The organism is Paenibacillus camelliae (assembly GCF_023715345.1).
In the GTDB taxonomy this organism is placed as follows: Bacteria; Bacillota; Bacilli; order Paenibacillales; family Paenibacillaceae; genus Pristimantibacillus; species Pristimantibacillus camelliae.
Genome location: NZ_JAMBNY010000015.1, coordinates 63919 through 87828, shown reverse-complemented (window position 1 = coordinate 87828; position 23910 = coordinate 63919). Strand labels below are relative to the sequence as shown.

Genomic DNA, 23910 nt, shown 5'->3' with positions numbered 1-23910 from the left:
AGCCATTAGCGAATACTTAGTGTTGTAACAGACATTGGGGACAGTGTTACTTTAAGCTGATGACCATTAACCTCAAATGCAGAGAATGCACTTGGCTTAACTGTGTCAGGAGCTTCAAACGTATTGTGAGCATCCAGCGAAGAAGCCGTTAGCTCAACTGCATCAATTGAGAATTTTTCGTTTGCTAGACCGCGAAGATCAATCTCAATAGTTGCAGATTTAGTAGGATCGACATGAGCTAAGCTAATATGAACAGCACCTTCAGCATCTACAGAAGCCGTAGCACTAACTGCCTTCATTGTTTTGCCATTGCTCGTGTAGTCCTCAGATTGTAGATCTAGCTGAAGCAGCTTCGCATCCTGATGCACCTTGTACATGTTAAAGACATGATACGTAGGTGTCAGGATCATTTTCTCGCCCTCTGTTAAAATAACCGATTGCAATACGTTGATAACTTGAGCAATATTCGCCATACGAACACGATCACTATGCGCATGGAAGATGTTGAAGTTAAGCGCAGCGACTAGTGCATCACGAATGCTGTTCTGCTGATAGAGGAAGCCTGGATTCGTGCCTGGCTCAACATTATACCAAGTGCCCCACTCATCGACAACTAATGCTACACGCTTACTCGGATCGTATTGATCCATAATAGCAGAATGACGTGTAATCAGCTCATCCATATGCTGAGTCTTGATCAACGTTTCAATCCATTCATTCTCTGGGAAGCCTGTTGCAGAGCCTTTGTTCTCCCATGTGTTCGGAACCGTATAGTAGTGAAGCGATAGCGCATCCATGTGGCGACCTGCCTCACGCATCAATACCTCTGTCCAACGGTAGTCGTCTACGTTCGGTCCACATGCAATTTTGAAAATTTTATTTTCTCCATAATTACGTACATATGTACTGTAACGACGATATAGATCAGCATAATATTCTGGGCGCATATTTCCTCCGCAGCCCCAGTTCTCATTGCCCACACCGAAATATTTAAGCTTCCATGGTTTTTCACGACCGTTTTCAGCACGAAGCTCTGCCATAGGGGACACGCCGTCGAATGTCATATACTCTACCCATTCTGACATCTCTTGAACGGTACCACTGCCAACGTTACCGCAAATAATTGGTTCACATTCAAGCAGCTCACAGAGCAGCATAAATTCATGTGTACCGAAATGATTATTCTCAACAACTCCGCCCCAGTGCGTATTAATCATACGCTTGCGTGTTTCTCTAGGACCGATGCCATCCTTCCAATGATATTCATCGGCAAAGCATCCGCCTGGCCAGCGCAGACCTGGAATTTTAATTTCCTTAAGCGCTTTCAGCACATCGTTACGAATACCATTCGTATTTTCAATTGGAGAATCCTCCCCAACCCAGATTCCTTCATAAATACAGCGTCCCAAATGCTCTGAAAAATGACCATAAATTTGACGATCAATCGTTGATAATTGCTGATCCGCATTAATTGTTAATTTGTTTGCAGCCATGGTTATCACCCTTCTCATAAAAATGTTGGATTAATACATATATAAATCGAGAATTAAAATGTTAATTCTACTGCTATCATAATGTTTATTTACTATTTTGACAACACCTCGTGCTCAATTTGTTATAATAATTTTGAGTTGAAATAAATGGAAGAAGAAGGGAGAGATTTCTAATGAAGGATATACCACTTCAAGGTCACGGAATTCCAGCAAGCAGGCTCGCCATCGGGTGTATGGGTTTTGGCGGGTCCTGGGATGAAACAGAGCCTTATACGGCTGAACACAAAAAGCAGCTTGAAGCTGTGGTCGATGCAGCACTTTCTATCGGAATTAACTTCTTTGATCATGCGGATATCTATACAAGAGGTAAGGCTGAGCGAATATTTGGCGAGCTGTTAGCTGCTAGACCTGCTCTGCGTGAGCAAATTATTATCCAGTCAAAATGTGGAATACAGCTGGCAGATGGCACTCTCCCCGTCCGTTATAATTTTTCAAAACAGCATATACTGCAGTCGGTTGACGGTATATTAAAGAGACTAGGCACCGAGTACATAGATATCTTACTTTTGCATCGTCCTGACCCTTTAATGGAGCCTGAAGAAGTTGCAGAAGCTATCGATCAATTGAAAGCAAATGGCAAGGTTAAGCATTTTGGCGTATCGAATATGCATAGTGCTCATATCGAATATCTCCAATCAGCGATTCGTGAGCCTCTTATCGTCAATCAGCTGCATCTAAGTCTAGCTCATCGGCACTTTATCGATCAGGGGCTGAATATCAATCGTGACGAAGGTGCTGCAACGAGCTTCGATCCACAATTAATGACGTATATGCAGCAGAAGCGAATGCAAATACAAGCCTGGGGGCCACTTGCGCAAGGGCGATATACTGGAGCTATTCGTTCGGATGCTACAGAAGCTGAGCTGCTTACTGCACAATATATTGAAAGACTAGCAGCTGATAAAGAAACGAGTAAGGAAGCTATACTGCTTGGCTGGCTGTTAAAACACCCGGCAGGGATACAGCCTGTGCTTGGAACTACAAATGCCTCGCGTGTCATGGCATGTCAGGATGCCGCTTGCCAGGCTGAGCAGATGACGCGTGAAGAATGGTGGACGCTATACGCTACCGCAGGAGGCAGCCACAAACCTAGCAAGTAATGTATACTTGCTCCACTTTCTACTCATAATAGCTTAAAAGGAGTGATAGATTATGAGTAAAAAGCAGAAGTTCTCTATACACGAGCTAGCAATTGAGCAAATGAAGCTCGAAATCGCTCATGAGCTAGGTATTCCATTACCAGCAGACGGTTATTATGGTCATATCTCTACTAAAGAGATTGGTACCATAGGTGGCAACCTCACGAAGCGACTCGCTCTACTCAGAGAGCAAAGTCTTAACAGTGGCATGTAGTTAAAGCCAGTTAACTTTCAGGCTGCTTTCGCAAGAAAAACCTGATCTTCGAGGGCGCCTGTTAGTTTGCCCTTCCATTATTGCGCAATTATAAGTAAAATAGAGTAATGAACAAGGATATTCATAGAGAATATAAGGAAGAAAGGAATATCTAACCTATGATCATTCAACCAAAAACTAGAGGATTTATTTGTACGACAGCACATCCTGTTGGCTGCGAAAAGCAGGTAGAAGAACAAATCAACTTTGTAAAACAACAGCCTGCATTAAATGGACCAAAAAATGTATTAGTAGTCGGCGCTTCAACTGGTTACGGCTTAGCCTCTCGCATTGTCGCAGCCTTTGGATCTCGTGCCAATACGGTTGGCGTGTACTTTGACAAAGGTGCAGAAGGTGTACGTACTGCAACGGCTGGTTGGTACAACTCTGCTGCGTTTGAAGCAGCTGCTGCTAAGGAAGGTTTGAAATCCTTCAGTATCGTCGGTGATGCTTTCTCAGACGAAATTAAAAGCAAAACAATCGATCTGATTAAAACACAATTAGGCAAAGTTGATTTAATCGTATACAGTGTCGCATCTCCACGTCGCGTTCATCCAAAGACTGGAGAAGTGTTCTCTTCTGTTATTAAGCCGCTACATGAAGTTTATACGAATAAAACCGTTAACTTCCATACTGGTGAAGTAACTGAAGCGACGATTGAGCCTGCTACAGAAGATGAGCTAAGACAAACGATCGCCGTTATGGGCGGTGAGGACTGGAAAATGTGGATTGATGCGCTTCAAGCAGCAGATGCGATTACTGAAGATGCGACAACCGTAGCCTATTCTTACATAGGACCTGAAATTACGCATGCCGTCTACCATGACGGAACGATTGGTGCAGCTAAGCAAGATTTGCAGCAAACAGCAGACGTCTTGCATGACCAATTAAAGCAAAACGGCGGACGAGCATTTATTTCTGTGAACAAGGCGCTTGTTACTCAATCAAGCTCAGCAATTCCAGTTGTACCGCTTTATATCTCAGCTCTATACAAGGTGATGAAAGAAGCTGGAACGCATGAAGGCTGTATTGAACAAATGTACCGTCTATTCTCAGAACGCCTCTACATTGAAGGTGAAATTCCAGTAGATGACAAACGCCAAATTCGTATTGATGATTGGGAAATGCGTCCTGAAATTCAAGAAGCGGTAAGTAAAACATGGGAGCAGCTCACAACGGAAAACGTATATGAGCTAACTGACCTTGAAGGCTATCGCAATGAGTTCTTTGGCTTATTCGGATTTAACCGCGAAGATGTCAACTATGAAGCCGACGTAGACCCTAGCGTCGATATTCAAAATCTAAAATAAAGAAAGACAACAGTCATAGTAGCCTCGTGCTATTATGACTGTTGTCTTTTTCTTGTTTTTAGGCACCGTAATTTGTTAACCTATTATTAATCTGATAAGATGGAAGTAAATGCAACATCACATGAAGCTCGAATATACAAAGCTTGGAGGATAACATGGCTCAAATAAAAATTTTCTCTGGTTCTTCTAACCGCCCACTTGCACAATCCATATGTGAACAATTGAATGTTCCATTAGGTCAAGCCAACATATCACGTCAACAAAGTGGCGAGATCCATGTCTCCTATGAAGAAACCGTGCGTAACCATGATGTTTTTCTCGTACAGGCACTCTCTCACCCCGTCAATGAGCATTTGGTTGAGCTGCTCATCATGATTGATGCGGCAAAGCGTGCTTCAGCACGATCGATTAATATCGTGATGCCTTATTACGGCTACGCACGTCAGGAACGAAAAAGTAAACCTCGTGAACCAATCTCGGCAAAAATGGTCGCTGATGTATTAACTACAGCGGGTGCTCAAAGAATTATTACGATCGACCTGCATGCCGATCCTATCCAAGGTTTCTTCGACATAACCGTTGACCATCTCACCGCACTGGACATTATCATTAATTACATATGTGAGAAGAGAATAATTAATCCGGTCGTTGTATCACCAGATGCTGGACGAGCTACTGTCGCAGAAAAGCTGGCTGGCTTAATTGATTGTCCCTTTGCCATAATGATTAAAAATCGCCCCGCACACAATCAATCCGAGATTACGCATATTATCGGTGAAGTTGAAGGCATGACGCCAATTATTATCGAGGATATGATTGATACGGGCAGTACAATCGTTAATGTCGTTGAAGCGCTAAAGAAGAAGGGTGCAAACGATGCGTTTATTTGTGCGACCCACGGAATATTCTCAGGCGAAGCGTTACAGAAGCTGGATCACCCGAACATTAATGAGATCGTTATTACGAATACGATACAGCTTGATGAGAACCACTCCGATAAATTCGTCGTTCTAACCGTAGCCCCACTCATCTCCAAAGCGATTCAAATCATTACGGAGGGTGGATCCATTGCGACGTTGTTTAAGTCGTAAGCTTAAACTAGATCTCTAGCTTGAATTGAACACGAAGTTATTAACCAATGCTACTCTAAGCTTATTATCTACGCTGCAAAAAAAAGGACCACTCCATCGAGTGGTCCTTCTTTCAATTATATTAATTGTCATACTTTGACGGATTTCATTACGTGCTCTGTGATCCCTGCTCCAGCCAAGCAACCTCTTCAGTCGATAGCTTCAGCCCCATCGCACGAACGCAGGATTGAAGCTCCTCCATCGTCCGTGCGCCCGCAATAATAGCTGTTGGATAGCTCTGATTAGCAACATAAGCTAAAGCAATTTCTGCAGTAGACAACCCCTTCTCTGCAGCGAGCTTCTCAGCACGATCATACTTCGCCCAATTATCATCACTATAAAATACTCTAGCAATATCCTTATCTGTTATAGCGTCTGGAGAGAAACGTCCAGAGAAGAAGCCTCTTGCTAGCGGAGACCAGGACAAGCAAGGAAGCATTGTGTTTTCATGCATAGAAGCCATTTCTTCGTCGACATATAGCACACCGTTCCAATACGGCTCTTTGGGCTTAGCAAGACTGAGATTAGGAGAATTGAACGTAAATCCAACTAGTCCATGCTCAGCAGCATAGCGATTCGCTTCAAGTAATCGAGTAGGAGTCCAATTTGATACCCCTATCGCATGAATCGTGCCTGAATCAATATATTCATTCATCATCTCAACAATTTCACCAACCGTCAGCGAAGCATCATCACGATGCAGGGCATATAGGTCGATGTAATCTGTTCTAAGGCGCTCTAGACTAGTTTGTATCTCAGCATGCAATACATCCCGCTTCAAGCTTGAGATGCCGCCCTTAGTGAATATAACGAGCTCCTGTCGTAAATTTCGCTCTTCCACATAGCGGCCTAATACTGTCTCGCTTTCTCCCCCCGTATAAATATGAGCGGTATCAACCGTATTGCCTCCGATTTCAACAAATTGATCCAGCTGCTCTCTGTTCAGCTCATAGGTAGCAACCTGTAAATAATCTGTACCTTTAATCACTTTAGAAATTGGCTTTGAACAACCTGCTATGCTCATATATTGCATGAAAACACACTCCTTGTTCACGTTATCCGTTTAGTGTGACACGAGTTCCATTCTCAGCTGATTGTAAACATGCTTCAAGCACCTTCATATTAGCAATAGCGTCCTCTAGCGGGAACGGCAAAGGCTGCTCCCCATAAATCGCACGAGCGAACGCATCGGCTTGCAAGGAGTATGTATCCAAGCTCTCAGCCTTCATTTCCTCTACTCCTTGATCAGTATGAAGATAATAATTGCCTTCATTTTCATTTTTACCTAGAAATGCATGAGGAATCTCAATTCTTCCCTTCGTGCCGAGAATTTCCATCGGGTTGCGGAAGGCCGCCCACATGCCGCAATCGAACAATAGCGAGACATCACCAGGAAACTCTACTAGGCCTGCAGCCATCATATCGACGCCACCATGCTTCTCTGAGAACATAGCCTGCATCGTAGCCGCTATTGGTTCACGATCTAAGAAATATCGTGCAGCGCTGATTGGATAGCAGCCAACATCATATAACGAGCCGCCTCCCCATTCCTTAACAAAGCGGACATTGTCAGTGCTATCACCATTATTGAACGTAAATGAACCTTTAATTAGACGAAGATCTCCGATCGCTCCATCTGCGATGAGCTGCTTAATCCGTTCATAGCGAGGATGATAACGGTACATAAATGCCTCCGCGACGATAACCCCCATCTCCTTCGACACAAGCAGCATCTCCTCTGCCTCCTTGTGTGTTAAGGCAATTGGCTTCTCGCACAGCACGTGCTTTCCTGCTTTCATCGCTTTAATGGTCCATTCCTTATGCAGCTGATTCGGTAATGGTATGTAAATCGCGTCAAGCTCCTGATCATTGATCAGCTCTTCATAGCTGCCATAAGCTACTGGAATATTTAATTCCTTAGCTGTCTCTAGTGATTTTTCAAGAGAACGACTTGCAATTGCACGGACTTCATTAAGCTGTGAGCCTTGTATACCAGGTACTACTGAACGCTTTGCGATGGAAGCGCATCCAAGCACGCCCCAACGGATTTTTTGATTACTCATTTGTTTCCACTCCATTTCCCATTTGCTTTAGTTGCTTCTCTACGCTAGTGCAGTTATGATGTAAAGGTAAATATTGTTAAGCTAGCTCTTGCTTTATTATACCACTTGTTTGAGAGGTGCGGACATTGAAACATAAGCGGCTGCTTATTTTTTTTAGCACAGCTTTAACGCTAGTCATCGTCATCTATGCAGTAACAATGCTCTATAACATAAAACCAGCAGCTCCGACTTTTGTGGATACACCAATTGTAGAGCATAAACCTTCCATAGAGCTTGATAGCGAGGAACCTATAGTCATTGATGAAGAGATTTACGAGAATTCGTATACAGAGCAGCAACCGGAAGAAGATATTATTCAACAGGTTGAGGATCGTTTGGCACAGTTAACGTTAGAGGAGAAAATTGGGCAGCTTCTTATTGTTGGTATTGAGGACCGAGCTTCAACCGTAAGTACTGACACGAGGAGGCTCATTGCTGAGCAGGGCATTGGCAACATTATATTGTTTAAGCGAAATATTGACTCAGAGCAGCAGCTAACAACGTTCATCCATGAGCTGAAAAAGCTGCCTTCGAACGATATACCATTGTGGGTAACAATTGATCAAGAAGGCGGAAAGGTTAACCGATTGCCTGAGCAGTTCCCCTCAGCAGCTGAGCTAGGAGAGCTGAATGACACAGCCATTACGCAAGCAAATGGTGACCTAATTGGCAAAGCGTTAGCAGATTTATCCATTGATATGAACTTTTCCCCCGTGCTTGATATTAACAGCAATCCAAACAATCCCGTTATTGGGTCGAGAGCATTTGGAGCAACTGCGGATAGTGTCACTACACATAGCACTGCCATGCTAGAAGGTTTAGGCAAGCATGTACTAACCGTCGGCAAGCACTTTCCTGGACACGGCGATACAACCATTGACTCACATATCGAATTACCTGTCATTGATAAAAGCTGGGATGAGCTTGAACAGCTAGAGCTCCTTCCATTCCGAACAGCAATTGCTAATGACATTGACGCGATAATGGTCGGTCATCTATTAGTACCGAAGCTGGATGCAGACTATCCTGCCTCCTTGTCGAAAACGATCATCTCTTATTACTTACGTAAGGTGCTGCAATTTGATGGTCTTATCATTACTGATGATTTAATCATGGGAGGTATTACCGAGCAGTATGAACTGTCTGAAGCAGCTGTTAAAGCCATTCAAGCAGGTAACACGATGCTCATTATCGGACATAAACCTAAGCAGCAGCAGCTCGTTAGACAACGTTTAATCGAAGCAGTCGAGCAGGGTGAAATAGATGAGGCGCTTATCGACGAGCGTGTAAGACTTGTGCTGAGCATGAAGCTGAACATGCAGGCTTATCTTCAATAACCATTGTAAGCTGAGCGAAGCGACAACATTAAACATGGTAAACAGCGACAACGAATGTTTCTAGAGAATAAAAAATAGCCTGTTGAGAAAACTCAACAGGCTATTCAAGTTCAATGGATTACTTAAACCTACCTCCACCGCCTCGAGAGCCGCCGCCTCTGAAGCTGCCGCCACCACCTCGAGAACCGCCGCCTCTAAAGCTGCCGCCGCCGCCTCGAGAGCCACCGCCGAAGCCGCCACCCCCAAAGCCACCACGGCCACCACCTCTGGAGTTGCGATTGGATTGATTCATCATTCTTCTCATCATTTCCATTTGAGCCAATTGACGAAGTCGTTCCTGCTCTGCACGCTCTCTCGCTTCCTTTGCGGCGATTTCTTGAGCTGCAATTTGTCTAAACTGCTCAAACTGATGCTGAGCCTGGATCATATCCTGTCCTAGCTGATCCAGCTTGCGAGGTGTTGCAGATAGCTGTTGTTGAATCTTTAATAGTAGTTCGAGCCCGTTGCTCTCCACACCAGCCATCATACCTTGAATCCGAATACCATTAAGCTGAAGCTGATGTCGAACCTGTTCGTAGCTATGCTTAAGCTGATTAACACGGTCACCATACGATTGATAAGTGCGGTTCAGCTCATAGATGAGCTGTTCGTGCTCCAGACTTTGTGCCTCAAGCTCATTCAATTCGTTCTGTGCTTCCTGCAACAGCTTCTCCGCTTCAAAATAACGCTGTACTTTGATGTCATTGTATTGCTGAGCAAGCTTAACCTTTTGCTCTACTCGAACTAGCTGCTCTGGAATTTGCAGCTGCTTCTGCTCAGCCTCATGCCAATGGAGTCGATCATATTGCTGCTTTGCCTGCTCAATCGCCCGCTCAGCTTGTGGCAAGCGGTCTACACGTAGATCCTTTAAGCCATCCTCTAGCGCTCGCGCATGCTCAAGATTGCCATCTCGTGCATCAATCGATTTGGTGACATCTGTAAGTGCAGTTTGCAGCCATTGCTCAATTCGGTTTGCACATTCTCTTGCCGACGGTACATCACCAATTTTTAAGGAACGTTCTATCGTAAGCAGCTGCCCGTTCATTGAATCAAACCATTGATAAGGGGAAATTTCCTGCAAAGTCAGCTGCTCCTGCTGGATAAGCAGATCAATTTTGCTCTTTGTTTGTTTAATATGCTCCGGCAGCTTACGCAATGTATCGATGAGATGCTCGTATGCATTTACATCATCCACCCAGCTTTGTATCGTTGCTTCCTCACTGCTTAGTCGTGTGCTTGCTTCGATGGGGTTGAATGCAAGCGTAGCGTCGATTTGCTCCAGCAGGGTCTCAATATCACGCTGTCTTTCAAACAGCGCTTGAAGCGTTGTTTCTGCATCTGTTGCAATCGACAATAATGCTTGCTTCCCCTGCTCAAAGCTGGATTTTCGCTCTTGTAGTAGTTTTACAGCAGCTGCTTCAATATTTTTATACTTATCAACTACTGCCTGGAGTTCCTCGATCGTTTGATCAATCTGATGTAGCGAACGTTCAAGCGATCTTAAATCTTGCTCTTTCCGCTGTAGCTGGGCCGGACTTAAGCCTTTCCATGCACGAAGCTGCTCAGGATAAGTAGATAGCTGCTGCAGTAAGTCATAAAGGTCATCCTCTACATCTCCTACAATCTCTCGCGATTTACCTTGAGAAAACTTTTTGATCTCATTCATCTCATGGTCTAGCCGCTGCAGCTTCTCTGAAATTTTTTCGTAGTGATCCTCCAGCTTTAGCAGAAGCTCTTTCGCGCGCTTACGCTTTTTACGTTGTACGACAACAATCATAATTAACGCAACAACAATAAGTAATCCAAACATGACTAGCATCGCATAGCCCGAGCCCTTACTGCTTGAAGTTGCTGCAGTGTCACCAGCTGGAGCTGCTGGAAGGCTGCTATATTGCTCGAGATAATATGCTAGACCATTGATCGTATCGTCTATCGCTTTGTAATAATTACCTTCTGCAGCATAAGGGTAAAACTGCTGCTCCAGAAAGGTGGTTACGGGATTTCTACCGTCCAGCTGCGCATATATAGCCTTCTCCAGCCGAGAGTCGATTTGCAGCTGAAGCTGAACTAATCCATCTCGGTCAGCGATTACAAGCAGGCCTTCATCCGCCCCAAGTCCCCAATCTGTAAATAGCAACTCACTATAGTCTTCTACTCCTCTTCCATCAAGCGTCTCTACAAGCAATACATTCAGCTTCACACCCTGACGATACATGCTTGTTTCCAGCGCATTCTTTTCTTGACTAGAGAGTGCCTCGATTTCATCCTGAATATATGTACCATTAGGAGTAATAGCTTGAACAGGCAGCACAAGAATAAGCTGAATACATATGAATACTGCAACTGTTAATAAAACACGAATTAAGCCTTTATTTTTTCTCCTTCTCATCAAGCGACCTCCATAAAGAAAAAGCCTGGTTTTCATAACCTGGCTTTTCCCCTCTTCCTTCATAGCTATATGAATGGATGACATTATTTATTTCCATTAAGCTCAGCTTTTAATGCAGCGAGCTCATCATCTATTGCATTAGCTTTAGATGATTTTAGCTGTTCCTCGAACTTCTGATCTAACGATTTATCTTCATTAGCTAATTCGAAAGCAGCGTCCGCCTCGTCATGCATTTTTTTAATTTTTTCCTCCATACGATTGAAGGTAGCACCTACGTCGTTTTTCCCTACACCCTTCATCGTAGAATTAATTTTTTGCTGTGCCTTAGCGGCCTCCGCTTGTGCAATAAGCGTGCTGCGCTGGTCCTTCATCTCGTTAACTCGTGCCTTCAAATCACGCAGCTGATCGCGCAGTTTATCAGAAGTAGCCTTCGAACGATTATAGCTTTCCTGCACCTTATCACGTTTCTCCGATTGCTTAGCTTTATCAGCCAATGCTTCTCTAGCGAGCTCGTCGTTGCCTGCAAGTAACGCTTGACGGGCTTGTGAGTCACGTTTGGCAACTAGCTCCTCAGCTTCCTTCAATTCACGCTCAAAGCGCTTCTCTACTGCCATCTGAGATGTTACCGCAGCCGTAACTTTTTCAACGTCCTCATCTAACTCGCGTAATACCTGGTCAATAATTTTAACCGGATCCTCCATCTTATCTATCGCAGCATTCACATTCGATTTACCAATACGAAACAATCGTTCAAAAATACTCATTTCAACAACCTCCCCGATTTTTACCGATATTAGTCATACGAAGCTGCTAGCCTTTCGTTTCAAGAAATTGCATTAATGGTTTCTTTATGGTTACATTGTTTGTTATTTATTCGCGTTATATTCTAACAAACCAAGGGCAATTGCACCGCTTAACCCCGCATTATCCCCAAGACCTGGCGGAATAATATATTGGTCAATATGCTCAAGTATCATTGAATGCTGAACATATCCATTTAAGTTCCGCTTCACTTCCTCACGAATTAATGGAAACAGCTGTTCTTGATGCATGACGCCTCCACCAAGAATGATTCGCTCAGGTGAAAGCAGCAATATTGTCGACATTAGTGCTTGTCCTAAATAGTACGCCTCAAACTTCCATGCCTCGTGATCCTTGCCTAGCTCATGCCCCTTTACTCCGAAGCGTCGTTCGATAGCTGGACCAGCTGCAACGCCTTCTAAGCAGTCGCCATGGTATGGACAGAAGCCTTCGTATGAATCCTCTGGATGACGTCTAACCGGAATATGTCCCGCTTCAGGGTGTAACAAGCCGTGCACCAGCTTCCCCTCCGTATAAACGCCAACGCCAACTCCTGTGCCGATCGTATAATATACACAGCTATCGAGCCCCTTTGCGCTACCCCAAAGTGCCTCTCCGAGTGCTGCCCCATTAACATCGGTATCAAAACCAATCGGAACATCAATGTACTGCTTAAGCTGACCTACAAAATCTACATTTCCCCAGCCTGGCTTTGGCGTCGAAGTAATATAACCATATGTTTCGCTGTTGCGATTAACATCGATTGGACCAAATGTACCCACACCAAGCGCATCAATTTGCTCTCCTTCGAAAAATTCACGAATTTTAGGAAAGACAATATCCGGAGACTCCGTCGGAAAATTGATTTTTTTCTCAATTACACCATGCTCATTGCCAATTCCACAAATAATTTTAGTTCCACCAGCTTCAATTGCACCAATTCTCACAAAGTGAACCCCCTAGGCTAAATATTAATGTATGATATAAATTGAATAAAAACATGAACAAAGGATGCACTTATCATTCCTGCTGCTGTAAATGATGTAATGCGCTTTCCATTCTTTTATTGTAATCATCTTGATGGGCTGTATTGATAAAGGTAACCTTCCCTGATCCTTTCCCTCTAGCTAAGCCATAGCGATGAAGCTGCGCTGCTAATCTTCGGACCGTGCCCACGCTACCATCAACGATACCGACATGCGACGGTAATATTTCTTGAAGAAGAGGCTTAAAGAATGGATAATGTGTACAACCTAAAACAATCATTCCGTAATGCTCCAAGTTATAGGGAGCAAGCTTATCCATAAAGTACTGCTTAACTTCCTCATCGTGAAACTGCATTCTTTCGCAGTACAACACGAGCTTTTCCATTGGCAGGGAATCTACAATGCCACTATCATCAACTCTTGTGACAAGGGCATAGTACTTCGGCAATGAGAGTGTTAGTGGTGTGGCAAACACAAGCACTCTTCGTCCAGTGGATGCATTCATCTCTACTGCTGGCTTAACAGCTGGTTCCATTCCTATAATCGGAATGCTTGGGTACCGTTCTCGCAGCAGCTCTACTGCAATACTAGTAGCCGTATTGCATGCTATTACAAGTGCATCAATATCAAGCTTCATCATCTGATGAACCGTTTCAAGAATATAGCCTTGTACATCCTCTTGACTTTTCGTTCCATAGGGAACATTCAGAGTATCCGCCATATACACGTAATCCTCAGTTGGAAGCCTTCTTAGCGCTTCATTGAGAACGGTTAACCCACCTATGCCTGAATCAAAAATGCCTATTGTCATAATTTATCGTTCCCTCTTACATCATCATAAAGTGTTCTCTCTCATCTTTATTCAATTAGATGATTATTGTGCTAGCTCCGGCACGATATGTGCTTCACCAGTTCCTAGAAGTGCATGCACGAGATTTCGTGCAGCTAGCATCGCCATTTGATCACGTGTTGCCTCGGTTGCAGATCCAATATGAGGAGTCATAACAACTTGATCCATATCTAATAGCGGATGCTGAGCGGGTAGTGGCTCTTGCATGAACACATCTAAACCAGCACCTGCAATAGTATGACTTTGCAGCGCGTGAATGAGTGCCTGCTCATCAACTGTCGCACCTCTAGATGCATTTATAAATATAGCACTTTGCTTCATCATTGAAAACTGCTCAGCGCCTATTAATCCTTTAGTCTCAGGTGTCAATGGAGTTAGCAGCACGATAAAGTCTGAATCACGAAGCAGCTGCTCCATGCTTTTATATTCAATGCCTAGTTCTTGTTCTAATGCAGGCTTGCGAGAACGATTGTAATAGGAAACCTCCATATCAAAGCCAAACTTAGCACGCTTAGTAACTACCTCTCCAATTCTACCCATTCCAATAATTCCAAGCTTTCGATGATGTACATCAAGCCCAAACAGCTTTCTGCCTTCATTTCCTTTCCATTGGCCTTGACGAATAAAGCGATCCAGCTCTGTTATGCGTCGAGCTGTAGAGAGCATCAATCCAACAATAAGATCTGCAACTGTATCATCAAGCACATAAGGCGTATGTGTACCAATCACTCCACGGGCACGCATAGCCGGTATATCAAAATGGTTATAGCCGACACTCATTGTGCTTATAACCTTAAGCTTAGGAGCAGATGTTAGAAGTTCTTCCGTTACTTTCATTGCGCCACTTGTAAAATAGCCTTCTACATCAGTCAAATAAGCTTGTAATCTCGTCTCATCTCGTTTTTCATCGGGCTTCCAAGATAAAACTGAACAGTGCTCCTCTAAATAACTCTTAACGTCCTCAGGCAGTCTACGATCAACAAAAATAAGCGGTTTCATCCCATTCCTCCTCAAAATAGCTACGTTAAGTATATTGGCATTTCGTCATTCTTTAACTAAGTAAAATGTACTAATTTAATCATAGCGGTATCATTTACGGATTACAACGAAAAAGAGCCCTTTTTTGCCTCAGAGAAGCAGTGAAAAAGCGCTAATTCTTTGTTGATCTATTTTTTTATTGAATAGATTGATAAACGGCGAGCTTATCGTTATCATGAAGATAGTGCGTAGCTAAGCGTTTTCTTAACATTCAATCCTCAAATTCCACCTATAGATATTGCAAAAAGAACGAAGGAGTCGCAAGCACGATTATAAATTTTTAATATTAAAGTGAGGAATCATGGGTTGAAAATTATTGATATGAATAAATTAAGAGCAAATATCCCGTTCTTTAAAGATATTGACCAGGTTTTGCTAGAAACACTTGTACCTTATATGCGTGAAGAAGCTTATAAGAAAGGGAGCGTTATTTTTCATGAGGGAGACGAGGGAAATCAAATTTTCTTCGTACGCTCTGGTATGGTAAGTATCTATACCTCTAACAAAGCTAAACGAATCACGCTAGCGTATCTAGCTAAAGGGGAATATTTTGGAGAGATGGCATTAATGCAGCCAGGTCTATCTCGTTCTGCTACTGCTGAAGCTCTGACGGCTGTAAAGGTATATTCACTTCACCGTTCCGATTTTCACCAGCTCGTAGAGAAAGATCGCAATGTTCCGTTTCTTTTGCTGAATTACACAATGGAAAGATTGCGCAAGGCCAATAATCAGATCTATGATTTGACCTTTCTTACGGTACAAAACCGTATCATCCGCCGCTTATTAGATCTAGGTAAAGAGGTCGGGGCAACACGCGAGGATGGTACCTGCCATATTCCTGTAAAAATTACACATCAGCAGCTTGCTGATACGGTTGGCGCTGCTAGAGAAACAGTGTCTAAAGTGATGATCGAATTACAAGATCAAGCGCTTATTGAATTAAGCAATAAAAAACTTACACTTCTTAATCCAGAAGCACTCATATCGAAGCTCCATGATTAATTAACTGACACATATTATGCTTAAAATTTAGGAGAGTATACAATGGCTTTAATGATGAATGAAAAAATAAAAGCAGCGGAAGTAGAGCTGCTTGATTTAGATGGACAAAACCTAGGATATCTTGCTACAAAAAAAGCGCTACAGCTTGCTAAAGAACAGCAAGCTGATTTAGTGTGTATCAACATAATGAGCAGCCCCCCACAATGCCAGCTCATCGCTCGCGGAAAAGCGAAGCAGGTCGTTCAGCCCAAATCCTCTGCACCTAAGAAAGAAAAGGAAATCAGGCTGACACCAACGATTGAGCAGCACGACTATGATACGAAGCTTAAGCAATGTGAAAAGCTTCTCCAATCCGGACATCCCGTAGCCCTTGTTATTAAGCTGAGCGGAAAGCAAGGCCCTCAAGCAAAGGCATTGCTAGAGCAAGTCATTATAGACCTGAAAGCTTATGGAAAAGCAGCAACGGGCATTCAACTCAGCGGCAAACAAGCAGCCGTAACAATCCTGCCATCATAGCGGTTGCCCGAAGGCGCCCAGCGGAGTAATCGGTGAGGGGCACCTTCACAGCTACTACCCACAATCGCTACAGCGGAGTAAACGTGAGGGAACCCGAAGCAATTACCCAAACAACGCTCCAGCGGAGTAATCGGTGAGAGGCACCTTCACAGCTACTACCCGCAATCGCTCCAGCGGAGTAAACGGTGAGGGCACTTCTAAGATACTACCCGCAATCGCTCCAGCGGAGTAAACAGTGAGAGTGTAAAAGCAAAGCGGTTGCCTTTGTCCTCTGATTTTTACAACAGATGATTATTCGAGAAATCAGAGGACAACAGCAATTGGAACCTCACTGTTTACGGAGCGATGAAATCAGTGGACAACAGCAATTAAAACCTCACTGTTTACGAAGCACACAAAAGGGGTCTCAAAGTCAAAAGTGACTTTGAGACCCCTTCATATTTTTATTCCTCAGAAGAAGGAATTCTAGAGTTAGACAGCAATGTATTAAGCTCCTTCATGAACATGTCAATATCTTTAAACTGACGATATACAGAAGCGAATCGTACATATGCAACCTCATCAACTGGATACAGCTGCTTCATAACACTAGCTCCAATTGCACTGCTATCTACCTCTGCAAGAGCTGTCGTTCGAAGCTCTTTCTCAACCTCAGACACGATCACTTCTAAGCGTTCCACTGGAACTGGACGCTTTTCGCATGCTCGAATCAAGCCTCTAAGAATTTTATCACGGCTAAATTCTTCACGGCTGCCGTCTTTCTTAATAACGATAAGCGGCGTTTCCTCGATCATCTCAAATGTTGTAAATCGTCGACTGCACTTCTCGCATTCACGACGCCTACGAATGGATTTGTTTTCGTTAGCAGGACGGGAATCTAAAACTTTAGTACCTGAGTAATCACAGTATGGGCACTTCATCTATAACCCTCCTTTCTTTTTGCCAGACGTTTCCTGTAATAAATCATTAAATCTCGCACATAATACTTTTACCAACCGCAAGGAGGTGAAACAATATGTCACGAAATCGTAACAGCAACCAATTGCTAATTCCTCAAGCAATCGAAGCTATTGATCGATTGAAATTCGAAGTAGCGCAAGAACTTGGTATCGCGATTCCACAAGACGGTTACTACGGTAATGTTCTTACTAAAGAGACTGGTTATATCGGTGGTAACATCACTCGTCGCCTTGTCCAAATCGCGGAACAATCTTTAGCAGGTCGTTAATTTATAATTTAGTGTTCTAGAAGTATGATGCAATGGGTCTGCCCTACTTAGGGCAGTCTCATTGCTTATTAACGCCTCAATTGTTAAACATATTATAATATTGCAGCTTTATCTCAGTCCAGCTTAAAGTTCTGATTTGCCGACTGCATCAATTTCCATTTGAGCATGATGAGCTTCGTGCTTTAGCTTAGGATAAAGCTCTTTATACTTATTGTAGTAATAAATAACCTTCTGTACATATTTCCGTGTTTCTCCAAATGGGATTTGATCTGCAGACTCATAGCTTCCATCCCACGTGCCTTCCTCCAGCCACCTTATTACGTTACCGGGTCCAGCATTGTAAGCGGCGACCGATTTAATAAGATCTCCATCAAATCGATCTAATAGATGCTTAATATACCATACCCCTAGCTCTATATTCGACTCAGGATTAAACTTGAGCTCTTGAACTGTAAATTTATCCATATCAGTTAGCTCGATAATCCATTCTGCAGTTGTAGGCATTAGCTGCATTAATCCAACGGCTCCCTTATGGGATTCTCTTCCTGTTTGAAAATTGGATTCGACACGTATAATGGCTGCAATCAGATGAGGATCAACCTCATATTTATCCGACATTTCAACAATAATTCCTTCGTATTTCACAGGGTACATCCATTTACTTAACCAGCTCGACTGAATAAATAGAATTGCGATAAAGCATATGATGACTAACAGCAGCAGTTTACGGCGCGTTCGTTTTTTCTTCATTCGCTACCTAGCCTTTTCATAAGCGATTCAACCTGCTGCCGGGTGTATTCTAACGTTGAAGAGTTATCGATAACCCAGTTGGCTCGACTTTTCTTCTCTTCAATATCCATTTGGGATGCAATTCGTGCTTCCGCCTCATCCTTTGTTAAACCATTTCGCTTCATTAAACGTTCAAGCTGCAGCTCACGAGGGATATAGACGACAAGTACCCCTTCATATAAATGAGCCTGATTCGTTTCATACAACAAAGGGATATCTGCTACGATTAACGCATGAGGCTGCTGCTGCTTGTACACCTCAATGGTTTGAAGCATTCGTTCTCGAATCGCTGGATGAGTAATCTGCTCCAGCTGTTTAAGCTTGTCCGAGTCAGAAAAAACAATAGAGCCTAGTTGCTTTCGATTTAAGCTACCGTCTGGATAGAGTACTTCCTTACCAAAGCTTTTCGCGATTTGTAGTAGAGCGGGCTCTCCCGGCTCCACTACTTCGCGAGCAACCTGATCCGCATCAACAAGCAAAGCATTATGCTCAACTAGCATTGCGCTGACTGTACTTTTACCACTAGCAATTCCGCCTGTTAATCCGATCAGCATTGCATTCACCTCACTAAAATAATTTCATTACACCTAATAAAATGAGCAGCAGTCCCGGCAAACCACTTATATAATGTACCATCGGTAAATGTGAGAGCTTACGGCCGAGCATCGTACCTACTATAAGAAACATCGCACTAAAGCATGCAATGATTAATGGCGTATAAACGGCTGGAAGCCCAAGCATAGCCGCTCCTAGTCCTGCCCCAAGCGCATCCAGAGACAGTGCTATGCCAAGCATCAAGGCCTCAGAGGAGGATATCGTTCCAGAATCATCAAAATCTGCCGTCTGTGGCTTACGTAAAATCTGTATGACCACTCCAAGTCGCTTAAATTCAATTGTAAACAATGTAGAATTAATCATCTCAGGCTTCGCATGCTCGTTGCTAAGCTGTGCTTGCTGTCCATGATCATCACCATCTTGCACTAGCTCAGTATGAACTTCCTTTTGCTCACGTAGATTTCGATAAAATTGATATAAAGCCCAGCATCCAATTGCAATTAATATGACTGCACCGATTCGACTTGCTACAATTGGCGGTAAAAAAGAGGTAAGCCAAGTACCCGCCTGCATGGAAATAGCAATAACACCGCCGGAGCAGCAAGCTATAATTACTATTGAAAGAAACGGAATCGTTATTTTACGCAAACCATAGGTTATTCCAACACCGAAGCTATCAAGACTCACTGCAATGGCTAATGCCGCAATAGACGCAAAATGTATGAATAACATGTTCGAACTCCTTCCTACATCAGTACAATACGTCGTAGACAAATGCCTACAAGCGTAACGTATCATATGCGTAGGTAAGGATATCCGTGATTATTCTATTTTTTCATTCGCTGACATTTGGGACAGATATGCGTCCCTCTACCACCAACTACGAATTTCTCAATTGGGGTCCCGCAGCTGCTGCACGGCTCATTTACTCGACCATATGCAAGCAACTGCTGCTGGAACATCCCCATTTCACCTTGTCCATTAACATAGGACTTAATCGATGAACCTCCTGCTTCAACAGCACGACTTAACGTATCCACAATAGCTTGATGCAATCTTTTCCATTCCTGAGTTGTTAACGTATCTGGCGTACGCTCCGGGTGTATTTTAGCAGTAAACAGCGCTTCATCGACATATATATTCCCTAATCCAACAATTAATTCTTGGTTTAATAGGAGTGGCTTTATTTTGGATGTACGTTTTTCCAGCTTACTGCGAAGCAGCTCGAACGTAAATTGATCCGATAACGGCTCAACACCCAGCTTTCTCAGCGGGAGCTCGAGCAGCTCCTCACCCTCCTTGAATAAATGCATCGTACCAAATTGACGAACATCCTTATATCTTAACTGGGTTCCATCCGTAAAATCAAATATAACATGGGTGTGCTTCTCCACAGGCTCATCATCGACATATACCCCGTAGCGGCCCTCCATACGTAAATGGGAAACAAGAACCAAACCATCTAATATAATTCGAAGAAATTTTCCTCTTCTTGCTACATCGACAATGCTGTGTCCGATCAAAGCATCGCAAAATTGCTCAATTTCCTCTGGTTTTTGAATAATTCTAGGCAAAAACACTTGAACATTCTCGATTGTTTTTCCAACAACAAGCGACTTTAATGTTCTTGCAACCGTTTCTACCTCTGGTAGCTCTGGCAATTTCCGTCACCTCAATTTAATTATTTCGCTTCATACCAGCTATCGCCATAGCTTACTTCAGCAACGAGAGGAACGTCAAGCTTGATTGCTTCTGCCATAACCTGCGGTACAAGCTCCTTCATAAGCTCAAGCTCATTCGGTGGCACTTCGAATACAAGCTCATCATGCACCTGCAGTAGCATCCGGCTTTGTAGATTGCGCTGCTTAAGCTCATCATTCATGCGAACCATAGCCAGCTTGATAATATCTGCCGCTGATCCTTGAATTGGTGTATTCATCGCTATTCGCTCTGCAAATGAACGTATATTGTAGTTCGAGGCATGAATATCAGGAACATAACGACGACGCTCCAGCAATGTAACGATATAGCCGTTTTGCTTCGCCTCAGCTACAATATCATCCATGTATTTGCGAACACCGCTAAACACATTAAAATACTGCTCAATAAACTGTGACGCTTCCTTACGTGTGATTCCTAGATTTTGTGATAGTCCAAAATCACTAATGCCGTATACAATACCAAAGTTGACTGCTTTCGCCGATCGGCGCATATTGCTGTCCACCTGATCAGCTGTAACTCCAAAAACATCCATTGCTGTTTTCGTATGAATATCGAGGTTATGATTGAACGCTTCCTTTAACCGTTCATCACCCGAGATATGAGCAAGAACACGAAGCTCAATCTGAGAGTAGTCTGCAGCAACAATACTCCAGCCTGGCTCAGATGGAACGAATGCTTTTCTTATTTTTCTTCCCTCTTCCAAACGAATTGGAATGTTTTGTAGATTAGGGAATTGAGAGCTTAATCGTCCTGTCGCTGCTATCGTTTGACGATAGTACGTATGAATATGCCCCGTTTCCTCTCTGATCTCCTTCAACAAACCTTCAATGTATGTAGATTGAAGCTTAGACAGCTGTCGGTAATCAAGAATATGCTGAACGATCGGATGATACGGAGCTAGCTCTTCAAGCACTTCAGCATCAGTAGAGTAGCCTGTTTTTGTTTTTTTCTTGGCAGGCAATCCAAGCTTTTCAAACAGCACTTCACCTAGCTGCTTAGGAGAGCTAATCTTAAATTCCATGCCAGCAAGCTCATATATGCTAGTTGTAAGTCGGGATAAGGCGGCCTCAAGCTCCACACCTTGCTGCTCCAGCTCTTTGCGCTCCACACTGATGCCTTGTCGCTCCATAGTCGCCAGTATCCGAGATAATGGTCCTTCAAGATCATAATAAAGTGAGGTCATTGACGTATCCTCTAGCTGCTTATTCAGCTTTGGTACAAGCTGCTGAACGATGCTCGCCTTCACCGCCAAATGATTAAAGAGCACAGACTGCTCTGGAAGCTTTAGCTTTGCTCCCTTACCATAGACTTCATCGTCTGAACGCAGTCCAAGCAGACCATTACGTTCAGCTATCGTATGTAAAAGCTGATTACCGTCTGTTGGGTCTAATAAATACGCAACAAGCTGTACATCAAAGAAACCCCCACCTAGCTTAATACCGTGCCAATGCAATACAAGCTCTATCTTATGTAAATCGTATCCATATTTTTTGATCTGTTCGTCGCCAAGCCAGTTAACAACTTCAGCTAGCTCCTGCTGCTTTAATAATGTAGGCGAGATGACAAATACCTCATCCCCAAACGCAATTGCTAAACCATTGAACGTTGCATGATGCGGATTGTCTCCGATCGCTTCGATGTATAAGCCATGCTCCTGTTCTTTGCCCAAATAATCGATTAGCTGTGGCAGCTGGTCAAGGCTATCTTCAGTCAAATGATGAATACGAAGAGCTTCTAGCGCTTGCTTTGCTTCCTCTTGATTGGAGCTGCTGCCCACACTTACATCAAGACGTTCTAGCAATGACTTAAACTCGAGCTTACGCAGCTGTTCGGCTAGTGTCGATGAATCATAACCGCTATACGACATCTGCTCCTCAGTCAATGTAATCGGAACTTCTCGGAAGATCGTCGCTAGCTGCTTACTCATTAAAGCAGATTGCTGGTGATTCGTAAGGTTTTCCTTAAGCTTCCCTTTTTGAGCATCTAAGTTTTCGATGACTTCTTCGACCGTTGGGAACTGATGGAGCAGCTTAAGCGCTGTTTTTTCTCCTACTCCTGGAACGCCAGGGATATTATCGGAGGTATCTCCCATTAAACCTTTAAGATCTATAATTTGCTTCGGCTCTAGTCCGTATTTTTCCTGAATCGTTGCGGGAGAATAAAGCTCAACCTCGCTAACACCTTTGCGTGTAACAGCGATTGTTACGTTAGACGAAGCAAGCTGCAGCATGTCCTTATCACCAGAGATGACAAGAGTTTCAACATTTTGCTTGTCCGCTTCGGCAGTAAGTGTACCGATAATATCATCAGCTTCATATCCTTCGATCTCGTATTGAGCAATACCAAACGCTTGAATAAGCTCCTTCAGCATTGGAAACTGCTGTGATAGCTCAGGAGGAGTTTTCTGTCGTCCGGCTTTATATTCTGTAAATTGTTCGTGTCTAAAATTGGTTTTCCCAGCATCAAAGGCTACTAATATATGCGTTGGCTTTTGCTCTTCAATCAGCTTCAATAGCATGGTAGTAAATCCGTAGATCGCATTCGTTTGCATACCTGAAGAGTTTGTAAGAGGCGGCATAGCGAAAAACGCACGATATGTAATACTATTCCCATCTATAAGCATCCATTTTTTCATTTGAAGCTGCACCTCATTCTTTTTAACTTAACATACTCTATTATGATACCACAAAAAGGACCTTCCCTAATCATTTGATCTAGGGAAAGTCCTTTTTCGACAAAACAATACATGTATGATCACCAAGCTCAGCTTTCAGCACCAAGAAGTTTGAATAAAGCTAGGGACAGAGGAGCGCAGCGTACGAATTATGTACGTGAGCACCACAAGGCCCGGCTGAATTCAAAATTCGACGTCGATTAATCCTTCAGTTCAACCTCGTGATCAAAGCTGAATCTTTTTGAACTACCTTTTCAATAAAGGTTCAAAAAGTTCAGCTTTCAGCACCAAGAAGATTGGATGAAGCTAGAGATTGAGAAGCGCAGCGTACGGTATTGGTACGTGAGCATCGGAAAGCTCGGCTGAATTCAATATTCGACGTCGATTAATCCTTCAGTTAAACCTCGTGATCAAAGCTGAATCTTTTTGAACTACCTCTTCAATAAAGGTTCAAAAAGTTCAGCTTTCAGCACCAAGAAGTTTGAATAAAGCTAGGG

Annotated in this window: 22 protein-coding genes; 8 read left to right on the top strand and 14 right to left on the bottom strand. The window is 43.3% G+C overall.

Going from position 1 to position 23910, the window contains the following annotated elements:
• Nucleotides 1-5: 5 nt before the first annotated feature.
• Nucleotides 6-1493, bottom strand: coding sequence for an alpha-N-arabinofuranosidase (locus tag M3180_RS18785; RefSeq protein ID WP_251670335.1), 1488 nt, complete (start codon nucleotides 1491-1493; stop codon nucleotides 6-8).
• Nucleotides 1494-1666: 173 nt separating this feature from the next.
• Here M3180_RS18785 and M3180_RS18780 point away from each other — a divergent pair, with 173 nt between their 5' ends.
• From M3180_RS18780 to M3180_RS18765, 4 genes are all read left to right on the top strand, one after another.
• Nucleotides 1667-2653 (top strand): aldo/keto reductase, encoded by a 987-nt coding sequence (locus M3180_RS18780; protein WP_251670334.1) that lies wholly within the window; start codon nucleotides 1667-1669, stop codon nucleotides 2651-2653.
• Between the two features lie 52 nt (nucleotides 2654-2705).
• Nucleotides 2706-2906: an alpha/beta-type small acid-soluble spore protein gene (locus M3180_RS18775; protein ID WP_251670332.1), complete on the top strand. Its 201-nt coding sequence runs from the start codon at nucleotides 2706-2708 to the stop codon at nucleotides 2904-2906.
• Nucleotides 2907-3064: 158 nt separating this feature from the next.
• Nucleotides 3065-4255, top strand: coding sequence for an enoyl-ACP reductase FabV (fabV, locus tag M3180_RS18770; RefSeq protein WP_251670330.1), 1191 nt, complete (start codon nucleotides 3065-3067; stop codon nucleotides 4253-4255).
• 155 nt (nucleotides 4256-4410) lie between these two features.
• Nucleotides 4411-5346, top strand: coding sequence for a ribose-phosphate diphosphokinase (locus M3180_RS18765; RefSeq protein ID WP_251670328.1), 936 nt, complete (start codon nucleotides 4411-4413; stop codon nucleotides 5344-5346).
• Between the two features lie 148 nt (nucleotides 5347-5494).
• Here M3180_RS18765 and M3180_RS18760 read toward each other — a convergent pair whose 3' ends face one another.
• A complete protein-coding gene (locus M3180_RS18760) occupies nucleotides 5495-6418 on the bottom strand; it encodes an aldo/keto reductase (RefSeq protein WP_251670326.1) in 924 nt (307 codons plus the stop codon).
• 22 nt (nucleotides 6419-6440) lie between these two features.
• A complete protein-coding gene (locus M3180_RS18755; RefSeq protein ID WP_251670324.1) occupies nucleotides 6441-7448 on the bottom strand; it encodes a Gfo/Idh/MocA family protein in 1008 nt (335 codons plus the stop codon).
• 125 nt (nucleotides 7449-7573) lie between these two features.
• Here M3180_RS18755 and nagZ point away from each other — a divergent pair, with 125 nt between their 5' ends.
• Nucleotides 7574-8824, top strand: coding sequence for a beta-N-acetylhexosaminidase (gene nagZ, locus M3180_RS18750; protein WP_251670322.1), 1251 nt, complete (start codon nucleotides 7574-7576; stop codon nucleotides 8822-8824).
• A gap of 118 nt (nucleotides 8825-8942) precedes the next feature.
• On the opposite strand, the gene M3180_RS18745 is transcribed toward nagZ, so the two are convergent.
• The 5 genes from M3180_RS18745 to M3180_RS18725 all read right to left on the bottom strand — a co-directional run bounded on the left by M3180_RS18745 (nucleotide 8943) and on the right by M3180_RS18725 (nucleotide 14888).
• Nucleotides 8943-11252, bottom strand: coding sequence for a TPM domain-containing protein (locus M3180_RS18745; protein ID WP_251670320.1), 2310 nt, complete (start codon nucleotides 11250-11252; stop codon nucleotides 8943-8945).
• Between the two features lie 83 nt (nucleotides 11253-11335).
• Nucleotides 11336-12016 (bottom strand): PspA/IM30 family protein, encoded by a 681-nt coding sequence (locus M3180_RS18740; RefSeq protein WP_251670318.1) that lies wholly within the window; start codon nucleotides 12014-12016, stop codon nucleotides 11336-11338.
• Between the two features lie 102 nt (nucleotides 12017-12118).
• On the bottom strand, nucleotides 12119-13000 hold the full coding sequence (locus tag M3180_RS18735; RefSeq protein ID WP_251670316.1) for an ROK family protein: 882 nt from the start codon (nucleotides 12998-13000) through the stop codon (nucleotides 12119-12121).
• Between the two features lie 73 nt (nucleotides 13001-13073).
• Entirely contained in the window at nucleotides 13074-13850 is a 777-nt protein-coding gene (gene murI / locus M3180_RS18730) for a glutamate racemase (protein WP_251670315.1), read from the bottom strand.
• 63 nt (nucleotides 13851-13913) lie between these two features.
• On the bottom strand, nucleotides 13914-14888 hold the full coding sequence (locus M3180_RS18725) for a 2-hydroxyacid dehydrogenase (RefSeq protein ID WP_251670313.1): 975 nt from the start codon (nucleotides 14886-14888) through the stop codon (nucleotides 13914-13916).
• Between the two features lie 345 nt (nucleotides 14889-15233).
• On the opposite strand from M3180_RS18725, the gene M3180_RS18720 reads away from it, so the two are divergent.
• Together M3180_RS18720 and infC are read left to right on the top strand one after the other, a co-directional pair.
• Entirely contained in the window at nucleotides 15234-15929 is a 696-nt protein-coding gene (locus M3180_RS18720; RefSeq protein WP_251670311.1) for a Crp/Fnr family transcriptional regulator, read from the top strand.
• A gap of 42 nt (nucleotides 15930-15971) precedes the next feature.
• Nucleotides 15972-16445 carry a translation initiation factor IF-3 gene (gene infC, locus M3180_RS18715; RefSeq protein ID WP_251670309.1) on the top strand — a complete coding sequence of 158 codons (474 nt, stop codon included), beginning with the start codon at nucleotides 15972-15974 and terminating at the stop codon, nucleotides 16443-16445.
• Nucleotides 16446-16888: 443 nt separating this feature from the next.
• On the opposite strand, the gene nrdR is transcribed toward infC, so the two are convergent.
• Nucleotides 16889-17365 carry a transcriptional regulator NrdR gene (nrdR, locus tag M3180_RS18710; protein WP_251670307.1) on the bottom strand — a complete coding sequence of 159 codons (477 nt, stop codon included), beginning with the start codon at nucleotides 17363-17365 and terminating at the stop codon, nucleotides 16889-16891.
• A 95-nt stretch (nucleotides 17366-17460) separates the two neighbouring features.
• On the opposite strand from nrdR, the gene M3180_RS18705 reads away from it, so the two are divergent.
• Entirely contained in the window at nucleotides 17461-17673 is a 213-nt protein-coding gene (locus tag M3180_RS18705; protein ID WP_251670305.1) for an alpha/beta-type small acid-soluble spore protein, read from the top strand.
• A gap of 123 nt (nucleotides 17674-17796) precedes the next feature.
• Here M3180_RS18705 and M3180_RS18700 read toward each other — a convergent pair whose 3' ends face one another.
• The 5 genes from M3180_RS18700 to polA form a co-directional block, all read right to left on the bottom strand.
• Entirely contained in the window at nucleotides 17797-18423 is a 627-nt protein-coding gene (locus M3180_RS18700; RefSeq protein ID WP_251670304.1) for a lytic transglycosylase domain-containing protein, read from the bottom strand.
• Nucleotides 18420-19016 carry a dephospho-CoA kinase gene (gene coaE, locus M3180_RS18695; RefSeq protein ID WP_251670303.1) on the bottom strand — a complete coding sequence of 199 codons (597 nt, stop codon included), beginning with the start codon at nucleotides 19014-19016 and terminating at the stop codon, nucleotides 18420-18422. The genes M3180_RS18700 and coaE overlap by 4 nt, the downstream gene beginning before the upstream one ends.
• A 13-nt stretch (nucleotides 19017-19029) precedes the next feature.
• Nucleotides 19030-19749, bottom strand: coding sequence for an MntP/YtaF family protein (locus tag M3180_RS18690; protein WP_251670301.1), 720 nt, complete (start codon nucleotides 19747-19749; stop codon nucleotides 19030-19032).
• 95 nt (nucleotides 19750-19844) lie between these two features.
• The gene (gene mutM, locus M3180_RS18685; protein WP_251670299.1) at nucleotides 19845-20678 is read right to left on the bottom strand and encodes a DNA-formamidopyrimidine glycosylase; all 834 of its coding nucleotides are present in this window, start codon (nucleotides 20676-20678) and stop codon (nucleotides 19845-19847) included.
• A 20-nt stretch (nucleotides 20679-20698) separates the two neighbouring features.
• A complete protein-coding gene (gene polA / locus M3180_RS18680) occupies nucleotides 20699-23374 on the bottom strand; it encodes a DNA polymerase I (RefSeq protein ID WP_251670297.1) in 2676 nt (891 codons plus the stop codon).
• Nucleotides 23375-23910: the final 536 nt, after the last annotated feature.

Bases quoted from the DNA above. Each gene is read 5' to 3' on its own strand.
- M3180_RS18785 (WP_251670335.1), bottom strand. From the start codon at position 1,493: ATGGCTGCAAACAAATTAACAATTAATGCGGATCAGCAATTATCAACG.
- M3180_RS18780 (WP_251670334.1), top strand. From the start codon at position 1,667: ATGAAGGATATACCACTTCAAGGTCACGGAATTCCAGCAAGCAGGCTC.
- M3180_RS18775 (WP_251670332.1), top strand. From the start codon at position 2,706: ATGAGTAAAAAGCAGAAGTTCTCTATACACGAGCTAGCAATTGAGCAA.
- fabV (WP_251670330.1), top strand. From the start codon at position 3,065: ATGATCATTCAACCAAAAACTAGAGGATTTATTTGTACGACAGCACAT.
- M3180_RS18765 (WP_251670328.1), top strand. From the start codon at position 4,411: ATGGCTCAAATAAAAATTTTCTCTGGTTCTTCTAACCGCCCACTTGCA.
- M3180_RS18760 (WP_251670326.1), bottom strand. From the start codon at position 6,418: ATGCAATATATGAGCATAGCAGGTTGTTCAAAGCCAATTTCTAAAGTG.
- M3180_RS18755 (WP_251670324.1), bottom strand. From the start codon at position 7,448: ATGAGTAATCAAAAAATCCGTTGGGGCGTGCTTGGATGCGCTTCCATC.
- M3180_RS18745 (WP_251670320.1), bottom strand. From the start codon at position 11,252: ATGAGAAGGAGAAAAAATAAAGGCTTAATTCGTGTTTTATTAACAGTT.
- M3180_RS18740 (WP_251670318.1), bottom strand. From the start codon at position 12,016: ATGAGTATTTTTGAACGATTGTTTCGTATTGGTAAATCGAATGTGAAT.
- murI (WP_251670315.1), bottom strand. From the start codon at position 13,850: ATGACAATAGGCATTTTTGATTCAGGCATAGGTGGGTTAACCGTTCTC.
- M3180_RS18725 (WP_251670313.1), bottom strand. From the start codon at position 14,888: ATGAAACCGCTTATTTTTGTTGATCGTAGACTGCCTGAGGACGTTAAG.
- infC (WP_251670309.1), top strand. From the start codon at position 15,972: ATGGCTTTAATGATGAATGAAAAAATAAAAGCAGCGGAAGTAGAGCTG.
- nrdR (WP_251670307.1), bottom strand. From the start codon at position 17,365: ATGAAGTGCCCATACTGTGATTACTCAGGTACTAAAGTTTTAGATTCC.
- M3180_RS18705 (WP_251670305.1), top strand. From the start codon at position 17,461: ATGTCACGAAATCGTAACAGCAACCAATTGCTAATTCCTCAAGCAATC.
- M3180_RS18700 (WP_251670304.1), bottom strand. From the start codon at position 18,423: ATGAAGAAAAAACGAACGCGCCGTAAACTGCTGCTGTTAGTCATCATA.
- coaE (WP_251670303.1), bottom strand. From the start codon at position 19,016: ATGCTGATCGGATTAACAGGCGGAATTGCTAGTGGTAAAAGTACAGTC.
- M3180_RS18690 (WP_251670301.1), bottom strand. From the start codon at position 19,749: ATGTTATTCATACATTTTGCGTCTATTGCGGCATTAGCCATTGCAGTG.
- polA (WP_251670297.1), bottom strand. From the start codon at position 23,374: ATGAAAAAATGGATGCTTATAGATGGGAATAGTATTACATATCGTGCG.